This is a genomic window from Achromobacter sp. Root565, from assembly GCF_001427425.1.
Taxonomy (GTDB): domain Bacteria; phylum Pseudomonadota; class Gammaproteobacteria; order Burkholderiales; family Burkholderiaceae_B; genus Achromobacter; species Achromobacter spanius_D.
In genome coordinates, this window is sequence record NZ_LMGO01000006.1 from 168,367 (window position 1) to 181,805 (window position 13,439).

Sequence of the window (13,439 nt, forward strand, 5' to 3'; positions counted from 1 at the left end):
GCCTGTCTGGCCGTCCGCGCGAGGGCCTATTATTGAGCGACGGTCAACTTCGTGGCAAGGCGGAAGGCATCCTGCCGCCGCCGCGGGTTCTTCATGGCAACAACCATAATCATCAAGAGACAACCATGCTGCACAGAGCAGATTCCTACGCGCAAGTCGTGTCCGCCTTCAAGTGGCAGGTGCCCGCGGCCTATAACATCGGCGTCGACGTGTGCGACAAATGGGCCGACGGCAGCGGCCGGCTGGCCCTGATCTATGAAAAGAGCGACGGGGCGCAGACGCGTTACTCGTTCGATCAGATCAAGGCGCAGTCCAATCAGTTCGCCAACAGCCTGGCGCGCTACGGCATCCGGCGCGGCGACCGCGTGGCAATCTACCTGCCGCAGGCGCCCGAAACCGCCGTCGCCCACGTCGCCGCCTACAAGATGGGTGCGGTGGCGGTGCCGCTGTTCACGTTGTTTGGCGTGGACGCCATCCAGTTCCGGCTGGCCAACAGCGGGGCGTCCGCCCTTGTCACGGATGCGGAAGGCTGCCGCAAGTTGCTGGAGATCCGTGACAGCCTGCCCGACCTGAAAGTGATTTATTGCATCGATGGCGATGCGGCCGAGAGTGCGCAGGCCTCGTCCGCGGCTAGCGTAGGCGCGCTGCCGTTCGAGCAAAGCTTGGCGCTCGAGTCCGACGCGTTCGATCCGGTCGCGACCGCCGCCGACGATCCGGCCGTCATCATCTACACCTCCGGCACCACCGGCAAGCCCAAGGGCGCGCTCCACGCGCATCGTGTGCTGCTCGGCCACCTGCCGGGCGTGGAGATGTCGCACGAGTTCTTTCCCGAAAACGCCGTGCTGATGTGGACGCCGGCCGACTGGGCCTGGATCGGCGGGCTGCTGGACGTGTTGCTGCCGTCGTGGCACCACGGCGTGCCGGTGCTGGCGCGGCGGTTTGAAAAATTCGACGGCGCGTCGGCTTTGGCGCTGATGGCGCGCCACGGGGTGACGCACACCTTCCTGCCGCCGACCGCCTTGAAGATGATGCGCGGCTGCGGCTGGCCGGATCACGCCGGGCCGCGCGCGCTGCGCTCGGTGGCCAGCGGCGGCGAATCGCTGGGCGCGGAACTGATCGACTGGGGCCGCCGCGTGCTGGGCGTGACCATCAACGAGTTCTACGGCCAGACCGAGTGCAACATGATCGTGTCCTCGTGCTCGTCGCTGTTCGACCCGTGCATCGGCGCGATTGGCCGCGCGGCGCCCGGGCATCGGGTCGCTATTGTGGATGACAACGGGGCCGAAGTGGCCGATGGACAGGAGGGCAACATCGGCGTATTGCGCCCGGATCCCGTCATGTTCCTGGGGTACTGGAAAAACCCGGACGCGACAGCGGAAAAATTTGCCGGCGATTACCTCCTGACCGGCGACATCGGCGTGCGCGATGCGGAAGGTTTCATCCGCTTTGTAGGCCGCAACGACGACGTCATCACCAGCGCCGGCTATCGGATCGGCCCCGGCCCCATCGAAGACTGCCTTATCGGCCACCCCGCCGTGCGCATGGCGGCGGTGGTGGGCATGCCGGATGCTGAACGTACGGAAATCGTGGTGGCATTCGTGGTGCTGAACGAGGGCGTGGAGGGCGACGAAGCGCTGGTCAAGGCGTTGCAGGCGCATGTCCGGACCAGGCTGGCCGCCCACGAATACCCGCGCGCGATCCGCTTTGTAACCAGTTTGCCCACAACCGCTACCGGCAAGATCATCCGCAGGGAGTTGCGCGCCGGATACCCCGCGTAAGCGGACTCACCCAGTGACAATCTCGCCCATGTGGATGGGTTGACTGGCTGCCCGGCGCTGCAAGTATGATTGCGCAAACTGGATACGGCCCCTCTCAATTGGGGCCGTATCACCTTTAGCCATAGTATGGAGATAGCCCCAATGAATAAGCCTTTGGACGGGGGATTGGCAGCCTTGAACGTACCCGAGTACGTCAAGCACCGCGGACTGATCGACTGGGTCGCCAGTTTTGTCGCGCTGGCCAAACCCGATCGCGTGGTCTGGTGCGATGGCTCGCAAGAAGAGTACGACCGCCTGTGCGAACAGATGGTCCAGGCCGGCACCCTGCGCCGGCTCAACCCCGCCAAGCGCCCCAATTCCTATCTCGCGTGGTCCGATCCGTCCGACGTGGCCCGGGTCGAAGACCGCACCTTCATCTGTTCCGACCGCGCCGAAGACGCCGGCCCCACCAACAACTGGGCCGATCCCGCTGAAATGCGCGACACGCTCAACGGCCTGTTCGACGGCGCCATGCGCGGCCGCACGCTGTACGTGGTGCCGTTCTCGATGGGCCCGCTGGGTTCGGACATCGCCCACATCGGCGTCGAACTGTCCGACAGCCCGTACGTGGCCGTTAACATGCGCATCATGACGCGCATGGGCAAGCAGGTTTATGACGTGCTGGGCACCGATGGCGACTTCGTGCCGTGCCTGCACTCGGTCGGCAAGCCGCTGGCCGCTGGCGAAGCCGACGTGGCCTGGCCGTGCAACCCCACCAAGTACATCGTCCATTTCCCCAAGACTCGCGAAATCTGGAGCTACGGCTCCGGCTACGGCGGCAACGCGCTGCTGGGCAAAAAGTGCTTCGCGCTGCGCATCGCGTCCACCATGGGCCGCGATCAGGGCTGGCTGGCCGAACACATGCTGATCCTGGGCGTGACCTCGCCCAAGGGCCGCAAGTACCACGTCGCCGCCGCCTTCCCGTCGGCGTGCGGCAAGACCAACTTCGCCATGCTGATCCCGCCGCAAGGCATGGACGGCTGGAAGGTCACCACCATCGGCGACGACATCGCCTGGATCAAGCCCGGCCCGGACGGCCGGCTGCACGCTATCAACCCCGAGGCCGGCTATTTCGGCGTGGCCCCGGGCACCAGCGAGCAGACCAACTTCAACGCCATGGCCACGCTCAAGGCCAACGTCATCTTCACCAACGTCGCGCTGACCGACGACGGCGACGTCTGGTGGGAAGGCATGACCAGCACGCCGCCGGCGCACCTGGTCGATTGGCAGGGCAAGGACTGGACGCCTGAAATCGCGCGCGAAACCGGCCGCAAGGCCGCGCATCCGAACGCGCGCTTCACCGCGCCCGCCGCGCAGTGCCCGTCCATTGATCCCGAATGGGAAAACCCCAAGGGCGTGGTCATCGACGCCTTCATCTTTGGCGGCCGCCGCTCTACCACCGTGCCGCTCGTCACCGAGGCCCGCAACTGGGTCGAAGGCGTCTACATGGCCGCCACCATGGGCTCCGAAACCACCGCCGCCGCCGCCGGCCAGCAAGGCGTGGTGCGCCGTGACCCGTTCGCCATGCTGCCGTTCTGCGGCTACAACATGAGCGACTACTTCGGCCATTGGCTCAAGCTGGGCAAGCAGCTCGAAGCCGCCGGCGCGACCCTGCCGCGCATCTACTGCGTGAACTGGTTCCGCAAGGGCCCGGATGGCAAGTTCGTCTGGCCGGGCTTTGGCGACAACATGCGCGTGCTGCGCTGGATGCTGGGCCGCATCGACGGCCAGTCCAAGGGCGTGGACCAGGTGTTTGGCGTGTCGCCCAGCTATCAGGACATCGACTGGACCGGCCTGGAGTTCAGCCCGGACAAGTTCGAGCAGGTCATGTCGGTGGACGAGAACGCCTGGCGCGAGGAGCTGGCGCTGCACCATGAGCTCTTCGGCCAGCTGTCGCAAGGCCTGCCCGAGGAACTGCGCACCACCAAGACCGAGATCGAGGGCCGTCTGGCGGCTTGACGCTACTGGGTGCGCTGATTGATCGAACCCGCCTGCTGTCACGCAGGCGGGTTTTTTATTGCCGCCGGCGGATGGCGCCGGCTTGCCCGGTTTTCAGGCCGGGGTTGACTCCGTCCTGCTGCCCGCGATGCCGTCCAGCGCCTTGGCCACGTCATCCGGCAACTGCAGCGTCGCCGCCGCCAGGTTCTCCTTCAGGTGTTTCTGCGAAGACGTGCCGGGAATCAGCAGGATGTTCGGCGAGCGGCGCAGCAGCCAGGCCAGCGCCGTCTGCATCGGTGTTGCGCCGATCCGCGCAGCCGCGTCGTTCAAGATGGACGACTGCAACGGGCTGAACCCGCCCAGCGGAAAGAATGGCACGTAGGCGATTCCTTCGCGGGCCAGGTCGTCGATCAGGGCGTCGTCGGCCCGGTGAGCGACGTTGTACTGGTTCTGCACGCAGACGATGTCGCAGATGCCGCGGCCCTCTTGCACTTGCGTGGCCGTCATGTTGCTCAGCCCGATGTGCCGGATCAGCCCTTGCTGCTGCAGCCCGGCCAGCACGGACAGCGGTTCCGCGATGGAGCCTTCCGCCGGGCCATGGACGTCGAACATGGCGCGCAGGTTGACCACGTCCAGCACGTCCCGGCCCAGGTTGCGCAGGTTGTCGTGCACCGCGCGAGTCAGCTGTTCGGCCGAGAACGCGGGATTCCACGAGGCGTCGTCGCCGCGCACCGCGCCCACCTTGGTCACGATCACCAGATCGTCGGAATAGGGGGCAAGCGCCTCCCGGATCAGTTGGTTGGTGATGTGCGGGCCGTAGAAGTCGCTGGTGTCGATGTGGTTCACGCCCGCGGCCACGGCGTCACGCAGAACGGCAAGCGCCGCGTCGCGGTCCTTCGGCGGACCAAAGACGCCCGGCCCGGCGAGCTGCATGGCGCCGTAGCCAAGCCGATAAACCTGGCGTGCGCCGAGGGAGTAGGTGCCGCTGTCTGCAAGTTGGGTCATGTCGGGTTCCTTGTCTCGGAAAAGAAGTGGGAATGGGCAAACGATAGAGCTTGCGCCACTTGCTGATAAGTCAATACAATCTGCACGGCTTGTACGGAAAAATGCACAATGGCGACCGACCTCGATGACCTCAATGCCTTTGTCGCGGTGGCGCGCGCGCGAGGGTTCCGCGAAGCGGCCCGGACCGCCGGCACCAGCGCGTCACGCCTGAGCGACACCGTGCGCCGCCTGGAGGCGCAGCTTGGCGTGCGGCTTTTCAACCGTACGACGCGCTCCGTCGCGCTAACGCAGGCCGGCCAGGAGCTGCTGGAAAGGCTGGCGCCCGCGCTGACCGAAGTGGAAGCGGCGCTGGACGCCGTCAATGGCTTTCGCGACAAGCCGGCGGGCACGCTGCGGCTCAACGTGCCGCTCAGCGCGGCCAAGCTGGTGCTGCCGTCCATCGTTCCCGGTTTTTTGGCGGCCTATCCCGACATCCGCCTGGAGGTCGTGGCTGAAGAGAGCTTCGTCGATGTGCTGGCTGCGGGCTGCGATGCAGGCATCCGCTACGACGACCGCCTGGAACAGGACATGATCGCCGTGCCCATCGGTCCGCGCGTGCAGCGTTTTGCTGCCGGCGCGTCGCCTGAATACCTGGACAGGCGGGGGCGGCCCGCGCATCCCGAAGACCTGATGCACCACGCCTGCCTGCGCGGCCGCTTTCCCAGCGGCTCGATGCCGGCCTGGGAATTCGAGCGGGGCGGGGAAACGGTGCGCATCGATGCGTCAGGTCCGTTGGTGGTGCAGATTGGCGGCGCCGTCGACCTCGCGGTGGACGCAGCCATCGCGGGTTCGGGCGTCATGTACCTGTTCGAAGACTGGCTTCGGCCGCACTTTGATAGCGGGGCGCTGGAGCCGGTGCTGGAACCCTGGTGGCCGCAGTTTTCGGGGCCGTTTCTGTATTACTCGGGACGACGCTTGGTGCCGTCGCCACTGAAGGCGCTGATCGAGTTCATCAAGACGCGGCCGGTTCCCTGAGTGTCAGGCGCGGCCTTGCGCTGGAGCGCCAGGCGCGGACGCTTCCCTCAGCGCCGCGCATCGCCTCGCCGGCCCGCGCCGTTTGATGCACAATCGCCTGATGCACCTGGATCCCGAAGACCTCGCCAAGATCACGTCGCTGACGCTCGCCCACTACGAAGAGAACGCCGATTCCTTCCAGGCCGGCACGCGGGACCACGATGTCAGCCAGAACATCGCCGCCTTGCTGCGGCACATCGACGGCGAGCCGCCCTACGACATCCTGGATCTGGGGTGCGGGCCGGGGCGCGATTTGAAAACGTTCCTGGCGATGGGGCATCGGCCCGTGGGCGTGGACGGCACGCCGCGCTTCGTGGAAATGGCGCGCGCGGCAAGCGGGTGCGAGGTCTGGGAGCAGGACTTCCTGCGGCTCCAACTGCCCAGTGCGCGATTTGATGGCATCTTCGCCAACGCCGTGCTGTTTCATGTGCCGGGGCAGGAGCTGCCGCGCGTGCTCAAGGAACTGCGGGCTGCGCTGCGGCCACGCGGCGTGTTGTTCAGTTCCAATCCCCGGGGTGGCAACCAGGAAGGGTGGAATCGCGGGCGCTATGGGGCATATCACGATCTTGAAGGCTGGAGCGCGCTGTTGCAGGCCGCCGGATTCGAGGAGCTTGAGCATTACTACCGGCCCGACGGATTGCCCCGCGAGCAACAGCCGTGGCTGGCTAGTGTGTGGCGGCGGCGGGATTAGGGCGGCGGGATCGTAATGCGCTCATAGTGATCCAAGTCTGCGTCCGAAAAGCAGCAGAAGATGACCTCTCGAATTGACGATTCCTTCGACAGGCTTTCGCGGACGGTATCGACCGCGACCTGCGCCGCCGAATCAATGGGATAGCCATAGATGCCGGTGCTGATGCTCGGAAACGCAATTGAAGCCACACCTTTATCTTCCGCCAGCGTAATGCAACGACGATAGCAGCTGGCCAGCAGCGCCGGCTCTCCGTTCTCTCCGCCTCGCCACACGGGACCCACCGTGTGAATGATGAAGCGCGCGGGCAGACGATACGCGCCGGTCACCTTCGCATCGCCCGTCTTGCAGCCGCCAAGCAACCGGCACTCGTGCACAAGATCCGGTCCCGCGGCACGATGAATCGCGCCATCCACGCCGCCACCGCCCAGCAATGATGAATTGGCGGCATTGACGATCGCGTCCACTTGCAGCTTGGTAATGTCCGAGCGGATTGCTCGCAATGTGGTGGGCATTTGATCTTTCCTCATGACGGGATGGGGCGGCATTATCCCGCCGCCATTCACCTGGGCCACGGCCGGCACACCTGCCGCATCGGCGTGTCTGATGGCTACTTTATCGCCAATTCTGCGCGCTTTCGGCCCATCTCCCGCCGCCAATAGGCGCCGACTACAATGAGCGCCGCCCACGCAGGTCGCTGGGTATCCATCGCTGACCACAGCCCCGTGGCGCCGGCGCAGGAAATCCGCTTTCCCTCTCGACGTCCCTCTCATGGTTGCCTCCACGCTCGTTGGCATGCTGTGCGCACACCTGCTGTGCTTTTCCGGCATGTTCCTGCTTATCAGCCGTCGCCTGCCTGGCAACAGGATGGGGATGGACGTCTTTGCCGTCGGCAATCTGCTGCTGGCGGCAGCCTACATCCTGCAACTGGTCGAAGGCGGACCCGCCTGGAGCCTGATGAGCGTCGTCAATCACTGCCTCACGCTCGCCGCCCCAATCGCCTACCTGCTGGGCGCCATGCGCTTCTTTGGCCGTCAGGTGCGCATGTGGCTGCCGTTGACAGTGTTCTGTATCGCCTATGCCTCGGCGCAGTGGTGGGTGCAAAGCCAGATGGGACCAGAAGCCCGCTACGCCATGCTCGCGTCGTCGGCGACGCTGCTTTTCTTCGCCATGTCGGTCACCGTGCTTTGCGGCACGCGCTCGTTCGCCAAGGACTTGCGCGCAGAGATGATCTTCTTCGCCTGCCTGATCGGCGGAATCTGCGTGCTGAACGCGATAAAGTTCCTGAAAATCATGGAGGGCGGCCTGGACGCGCTGCACATGGATAGCCGCTTCCAGATGATCTTCTACATCTACATGTCGACGCTGGCCACCATCGTGCCGCCTTCCATCGTCTGGCTCGTGCTGCGCCGGCTGACGGATAGTTTGCGCAATATGGCGGCGCGCGATCCGATGACAGATCTGCTCAATCGCAGGGGGTTGTCAGACGCACTGACCCAGTATTTCAACGGCCGGAATGCGGTGCCCGCCTATTTGCTGGTGTTGGACGTCGACCATTTCAAACGGATCAATGACAGCTACGGCCATCAGGCTGGGGATGAGGTGATCTGCCATGTGGCGGGGCTGCTACGTGCCGGTGTACGGCGTGGCGATCTGACCGGCCGCACCGGCGGAGAGGAGTTTGTCGCCGTACTTCTTGAATCGGAAGTGGCGGATGTGATGGTTCTTGCGGAGCGGCTGCGCGCCAGCATCGAAAGCCAGCCGATCCACGTCACCGGGGCCGATGAGCCACTGCGCTGCACGGTTACGATCGGCGTTTCGTCGCGGTTTTATGGCGCGGATGGTTTGGAGGAGGCGCTCCGAGAGGCGGATGGGGCGCTTTATCGAGGAAAGGCGGGGGGGCGGAATCGGGTGGAAGTGGGCGGCTCCACTCCCTCTCTAATCACGCCGCCTCCCACAATGCCGCTGTCAGACCCAGCAACAGCAGTATGGCCGACGCGATAAACCATCGCACGGTTTTCCGGTATTCATCCTCGGCTTCATCCTCCAAACGCAAGGCGCGGCAAAGAGCAATTATCTGCAGCAGGATGGCGACCAACAAGGACACGCCCGGCAGCACGGATAGCGCGCTCCAATTGCCCGGCGCGTCAAAGCCCCAGTAACGCAGGAAACCCAGCGAAAAGCCCAGCAATACCGTGATGGCCGTAATCAATCCCGCCCGAAAGCCCTGGGGTAGTTCGCGTGACCTGTGGCTGCGGGTCCGTACCAAATCGTCGTCTGGCGTTTCCGGTGTCATCATCGAGATACTCCGCACTGAGTACGCTACGGCCCACCCGCTACCGGTTCATGTGGGAGCGAAAGCGGAACTCCTGCCTTCGCGCGGGGCGAGGTTGAACTGATTATGGCTGATAACGCAGCGCACTGGGTCTGTTGGCCTCGCCGTGTCGCAGCCCTGTGCCTTGTCGCCTTGCTTGCACCTGCCCGCCTGCGCCTGGCAGGCGGGGATGTCTTGCTGGCTGGTATCCGGCGAAGGCCTTTTAGCGGCGCCACGGTTGCGCCACGGCGGACGGGCAGAATCCGGAATGGAGAAGCACTGCACAGGGGGAGATGGACTTCTTTATGAAAAGCTCCAATGGTGATTGAAGACCCTGGAGGTTTCAGAGTAGTGCTGGGGATGGCGCGTGGGCGAGGGTGTGAATCCCAGACACGCGCATACCATCCGACGTCGGCTGTCGGCCATGAACAGTCATCCGGCCCAACGAAATTTTGACGTTCAGGTGACCGTTGTTCCTCGGAGGCGGTGATTGAGCAGAGGTTCGCGAGCGGGCGCTGCGAGGCTTCATGCGGAATTTGGTATCGCCAAAAGCGCCACTGATCGTCCCGGGTCACATAACCTTGACGACCTGTGGTGGGCGCCAAGTTCCTTGGCCGGGCGGCAGGATGGAAGGTGATTCTGTAGTCGGCCAATATAGGCGCATTACCAGGTACATGAGACCGTTCGGTGCGGGAAGCCAGTTGTTCTCTCTGTCCGCGCCGGGAGACGCCTTTTGGAGGTAGAGCGTCAGCGAGCCGTCCGTATTCTTCTTCATGCTGGACATCATCGTCGAGTTGATGAGGTAACGATCAATCGAATTCTGGATCAGCAACTGCGTCTTGCCGTCGTACATCGTCACAGACCAGAAGGCGTTGACGGGCGGAAGCTGTCCGGCCTGAAAGGTGATGGTGTAGTTGTATTTGCTTCCGTCTAGCGGTTCGCCATCAGGCAAGGTCGTGGTCAGGGGATATGTGGCTTCTTCAGCGTCGTTGGCGTAGATTCCCGCCTGCGCGACCGCAGCCCGCTTCAGCCAATCGCCGTGGTAGAAGGCACTGTCGCCGCCCGCACCGACGATATTCCAGCCGTTGACCTTTGTTCCGAGACGCTTGATCGCATCTTCGACCCTTGCGTGCCCGGCCTGCATGCCCTCGGCAGCCGCGCTTCTATGCTCGGCAGGCAAATCCTCGAAGCTGAAACTCTTGCCGGTCCCGATTCCAAGACGAGCAAGCTTCGTACGAATCGCCACTTCGTCCGGGGCAGCCGGGCCGAACTGCAAAGCAAAATTCAGATACTTGAAAAAGTCAGTCGTTGCGAGTTCTTTGTCGATCTTCGGAAAGTCGATTGCTGGCGCTGCGGTAGGCGCAGGCTGCTTGAGATACGCTGAAAGCGGTTGGGCTTTGTAGCCCGATTGGATAGCCACAACGTTCGGCATATCTGCCGGGTTGAAGAGTTGGGTGCGAAAGACCGCAAAGGGAAGTTGCGTACCGGAGCGAAAGACCTTTCTTACGCTCGATGGGGCCGCCCCCTTCCAATCCGGCCCGACGACCATGTAATCGCCGGCGTCCTCCCCCGTCGAGCGGCTTCCAATGTAGCCAAAATTGAAGGTGCTGCCGTCAATAAGCTGAACCGAGTAGTACCGAGGTTTTTCCACACGAGGCACCGACAACACTATCGGCTCGGTTCGCAGATCCATGAACATCATGGAATAGGGTGTATCACTGTTTGGCGAGATGATCGCCGTGTCCTTGTACGTCGCAACATGGTGCAAGCTGCGAATCCGATTGAACGGCGCCTTGTACTGGCTGGAGCTTTTGTCGACAGCGTAGTCGTACATTACCGCGTAGTTCATCACGATAGGCAAGCCGTAGATATAGCCTTCTTCCGCAATTGCCCTCGTCTCCGCTGGAGTGATGTTCGCCCCGCAGGCGAGGTGGCTTGCCGATGAACCGATAAGCAGCAACGCGAGGCCAAGAGCTTTCGGTAGCGTTTTTCTCATGAATCCTGACTCCGTAAAGTGAATGGGACAAGTGAGTCGACAACTAACCCCCATCGGGCGACATGAAGGGTCGAGGTGGGTACCTACCTCATAACCAATCGCGCTCCTGTATTTGTTTGCAGACCTGCCAGGCGATAGGTCGCGGGACTGCTAACAAATCCGGAATTCATCTAATCCGCAGGCAGAGGCCCTCCCGCGCACTATGAAAAACGCTAATCATTCCACGACCGTGACGCCGCAAATGCGCCCGAGGGTGTTCCTACTGCAGTAGCAGCCCAACACCCCACAGTCGGCATCGCTGACTGCGATTCTTATCCGTGAACTTAGGCATACACCCTAAACCGCAACCTTGCTGGTCGATTGGATGCAGACGGTCGGAGCGGTCGGGGATGATCCTCTGATGCGCGCTCACACCAACTTTTTGGGGGACACGCTCCCCATAGGTCATGCAGTGAACAAGCCTAGCTAAATCTATGCGCAGTGGCCCGCGCACTCAACTATCTCGATTGATTAAGCCCATAAGCCGGTAGTCGCAATCCGAGTCGCATAGCTCCAGGTTTAACCACAGGTCCCCGCCTGTACACGCGGTGACGAGCGACTGCCATCGGCCAGGAGCGGTCAGTCAGGCGTAGCTTGCGGCGAATGCTCAAGCGTCTGATCCCCTCCAAACCCCCGCCCGGATGCAGTACTTCGGTACCTAGGCCGAACCGAGCTCCACGCAGAACGAAAAGAAGGCTGCTATTTGGCAGCCTTTTGTCACTCTGCGCACTTGGAGTCTATACGGCAGCATTCCCCGACCGCCGGCTGTGGTGCGAGCCGCGCCGGAAGACTCTTCGGGCTCAGGCGGTCACCATCAGGCCTACGGAGCCTCGATCGCGTCGTCGAGCTTGATGACGGTCTCGAGCATGCGCCGAACGATAGCGGCGTCGAACTCTTCCGCCCGGTCCCCTTCATGGGTTCCTTTGTTCAGGTAGTTCCACTCGAGTTTGTGCTTCTCACCATATACGCACTTTCTGACTCGTCGCTTGGGTAATCCTGAGCACGGAAATCAGCTTGAATGTACTGGCCTATAACCTCAAGCGGGTCATGTGCATCCTAGGCTTCCAGCAAACGTTGAAAGCGATGCTGTCGATGGGGGGCTGAGCCCTTCATGTATTCAATGATGCGCCTCAGGCCCTACATGGCCCGTTCAAACGGGCCTGAGTGGGCCCTGCGTCGAAGACTCGAAGAGAAGCCCCCCAAGTTGGCGCAGTCCAGTCAATTGAGTTGTGGCTTTCAGGACCAAAGGAGTTTCCACACAGCCTCGGTCGAAAGCTGTCAGCCACGAACCGCGACTTCTCGAAAAATGCAGTGCCATTAAGTGTATCGTTGCTCGCAATTGCTCCCCCCGATTGACGACCCTCCGTCAACATTTCCCAATCGAGTAACCCCATGCAATTCCTACGCGCCGCGTTTGCTTGTCTCGCCCTAGTCACCGCCGGCCTTACCCCACTACAAGCCCAGCAAGCACCCGGCACGCCGGTCCCGCATTTGGCTAAGACAGACGAATCCATCCAGATCGCCCGAGGCCGCGTCACGTTGACCCAACCGGCCGGATGGCAAAGCATTTCGGCGGGGGAGGCGGCGCCGGGACTTTGGATCTCACTGTTCTTCGCGCCTCGCCTGTCCGATGGCGCGGTGGCGCAATGCACGGTTCTAGTCGATGCGCGGCCATGGACAAAGGGCAGCAACGTTGTGCCGCCGGATATGCGGAAAAAAGCTCAGTGGTCGTCCGAAGATTGGAAGCGCCATTATCAGAGCCCGTTCGAATCAGTTGCTATTTTGCAGACCAAGGGCTGGCCAGTTTCCAGCATGCGCGTGCAGCAGGTGTTGATGACCGGCAGTGCGCGCAAATGGAGCGACAGTGCGCCGCAGTACGTGAAGATTGAAGAGCGAAGCTATTTGTCCGCCGACGGGGTCGTGCAAGTGAGCTGCGCGGCGCGTTCTTCGGATCCCGCTGCTGTCGCCGCCGTTTACCGACGCAGCCAATCTGATTTCGCTAAGGTTTTTGATAACGTCCAAGTCAAGTTGGGTGCGCCCGCAAGCAGCGCATCCGCCGCAGTGGTAAAGGAACGCGAGGGCCACACGCTGCATATGTTCCCGGACGGAGCACACGGCATTTGGATTCCAACCGGTTGGCGAGTGAGCGAAACGCCGTCGCAGCCTTCGATGATGTCGCTCAGGCTGCTCGCGCCGAGCAACGAAAAAGGCGAGCCGGTCAACTGCGTGATCAATCTAAGCGATGCTGCCGGCCGCCTGGTGTTGAAAGCCGAAGAACGTGCGCCGGTATGGAATGAAGCCACATGGCGTGCCTGGTTGAATGCTTACAGCGACGCGCCTGAATTGCTGGAGCGCAGTGGCGCCAACGTCGCGAATCAAAGGGCGCAACGCGCCGTCTACAAGTTCAATGGAACCCATGCCATTTATAAGAACAACATGGCCCAGACCCGGATACACCTGTCACCCGCGCACGTGTGGATGCTGACTTGCATTGCGAGCGGCCAATCTGCCGAGCAAGCGGCTGCCCTGTACAACCGGTCGTTGCCCGCCATCGACGGGATCCTGGGAAGTTTCCACGCGGACTAGACA

At 62.6% G+C, this 13,439-nt stretch carries 10 protein-coding genes; 6 read left to right on the forward strand and 4 right to left on the reverse strand.

Features of this window, described 5'->3' with window-relative positions; all coding sequences use genetic code 11:
• Nucleotides 1–125: 125 nt before the first annotated feature.
• Nucleotides 126–1,778, forward strand: a complete 1,653-nt coding sequence (locus ASD71_RS22215; RefSeq protein WP_056569867.1) for an acyl-CoA synthetase — start codon at nucleotides 126–128, stop codon at nucleotides 1,776–1,778.
• Between the two features lie 141 nt (nucleotides 1,779–1,919).
• Nucleotides 1,920–3,776 carry a phosphoenolpyruvate carboxykinase (GTP) gene (locus tag ASD71_RS22220; RefSeq protein WP_056569868.1) on the forward strand — a complete coding sequence of 619 codons (1,857 nt, stop codon included), beginning with the start codon at nucleotides 1,920–1,922 and terminating at the stop codon, nucleotides 3,774–3,776.
• 93 nt (nucleotides 3,777–3,869) lie between these two features.
• On the opposite strand, the gene ASD71_RS22225 is transcribed toward ASD71_RS22220, so the two are convergent.
• A complete protein-coding gene (locus ASD71_RS22225; protein ID WP_056569869.1) occupies nucleotides 3,870–4,760 on the reverse strand; it encodes an aldo/keto reductase family oxidoreductase in 891 nt (296 codons plus the stop codon).
• A gap of 108 nt (nucleotides 4,761–4,868) precedes the next feature.
• Here ASD71_RS22225 and ASD71_RS22230 point away from each other — a divergent pair, with 108 nt between their 5' ends.
• Complete coding sequence (locus ASD71_RS22230) at nucleotides 4,869–5,774, forward strand: LysR family transcriptional regulator (RefSeq protein WP_056569870.1); 906 nt, start codon at nucleotides 4,869–4,871, stop codon at nucleotides 5,772–5,774.
• Nucleotides 5,775–5,874: 100 nt separating this feature from the next.
• On the forward strand, nucleotides 5,875–6,504 hold the full coding sequence (locus ASD71_RS22235; RefSeq protein ID WP_056570565.1) for a class I SAM-dependent methyltransferase: 630 nt from the start codon (nucleotides 5,875–5,877) through the stop codon (nucleotides 6,502–6,504).
• Here ASD71_RS22235 and ASD71_RS22240 read toward each other — a convergent pair.
• On the reverse strand, nucleotides 6,501–7,016 hold the full coding sequence (locus tag ASD71_RS22240; protein ID WP_056569872.1) for an O-acetyl-ADP-ribose deacetylase: 516 nt from the start codon (nucleotides 7,014–7,016) through the stop codon (nucleotides 6,501–6,503). The genes ASD71_RS22235 and ASD71_RS22240 overlap by 4 nt on opposite strands.
• 256 nt (nucleotides 7,017–7,272) lie before the next feature.
• On the opposite strand from ASD71_RS22240, the gene ASD71_RS22245 reads away from it, so the two are divergent.
• Entirely contained in the window at nucleotides 7,273–8,505 is a 1,233-nt protein-coding gene (locus ASD71_RS22245) for a GGDEF domain-containing protein (RefSeq protein ID WP_056569874.1), read from the forward strand.
• On the opposite strand, the gene ASD71_RS27780 is transcribed toward ASD71_RS22245, so the two are convergent.
• Complete coding sequence (locus tag ASD71_RS27780; protein ID WP_082579023.1) at nucleotides 8,444–8,800, reverse strand: hypothetical protein; 357 nt, start codon at nucleotides 8,798–8,800, stop codon at nucleotides 8,444–8,446. The two genes, ASD71_RS22245 and ASD71_RS27780, sit on opposite strands and share 62 nt — an antisense overlap.
• Nucleotides 8,801–9,386: 586 nt before the next feature.
• Nucleotides 9,387–10,811: a DUF1254 domain-containing protein gene (locus ASD71_RS22250; protein WP_056569875.1), complete on the reverse strand. Its 1,425-nt coding sequence runs from the start codon at nucleotides 10,809–10,811 to the stop codon at nucleotides 9,387–9,389.
• 1,431 nt (nucleotides 10,812–12,242) lie between these two features.
• On the opposite strand from ASD71_RS22250, the gene ASD71_RS28070 reads away from it, so the two are divergent.
• A complete protein-coding gene (locus ASD71_RS28070) occupies nucleotides 12,243–13,436 on the forward strand; it encodes a hypothetical protein (RefSeq protein WP_156395260.1) in 1,194 nt (397 codons plus the stop codon).
• Nucleotides 13,437–13,439 lie beyond the last annotated feature (3 nt).

What these genes read in the sequence shown, in the direction of transcription:
- ASD71_RS28070 (WP_156395260.1), top strand. Translation starts at nt 12,243, where the DNA reads ATGCAATTCCTACGCGCCGCGTTTGCTTGTCTCGCCCTAGTCACCGCC.
- ASD71_RS22250 (WP_056569875.1), bottom strand. Translation starts at nt 10,811, where the DNA reads ATGAGAAAAACGCTACCGAAAGCTCTTGGCCTCGCGTTGCTGCTTATC.
- ASD71_RS22240 (WP_056569872.1), bottom strand. Translation starts at nt 7,016, where the DNA reads ATGCCCACCACATTGCGAGCAATCCGCTCGGACATTACCAAGCTGCAA.
- ASD71_RS22245 (WP_056569874.1), top strand. Translation starts at nt 7,273, where the DNA reads ATGGTTGCCTCCACGCTCGTTGGCATGCTGTGCGCACACCTGCTGTGC.
- ASD71_RS22235 (WP_056570565.1), top strand. Translation starts at nt 5,875, where the DNA reads ATGCACCTGGATCCCGAAGACCTCGCCAAGATCACGTCGCTGACGCTC.
- ASD71_RS22225 (WP_056569869.1), bottom strand. Translation starts at nt 4,760, where the DNA reads ATGACCCAACTTGCAGACAGCGGCACCTACTCCCTCGGCGCACGCCAG.
- ASD71_RS27780 (WP_082579023.1), bottom strand. Translation starts at nt 8,800, where the DNA reads ATGATGACACCGGAAACGCCAGACGACGATTTGGTACGGACCCGCAGC.
- ASD71_RS22215 (WP_056569867.1), top strand. Translation starts at nt 126, where the DNA reads ATGCTGCACAGAGCAGATTCCTACGCGCAAGTCGTGTCCGCCTTCAAG.
- ASD71_RS22220 (WP_056569868.1), top strand. Translation starts at nt 1,920, where the DNA reads ATGAATAAGCCTTTGGACGGGGGATTGGCAGCCTTGAACGTACCCGAG.
- ASD71_RS22230 (WP_056569870.1), top strand. Translation starts at nt 4,869, where the DNA reads ATGGCGACCGACCTCGATGACCTCAATGCCTTTGTCGCGGTGGCGCGC.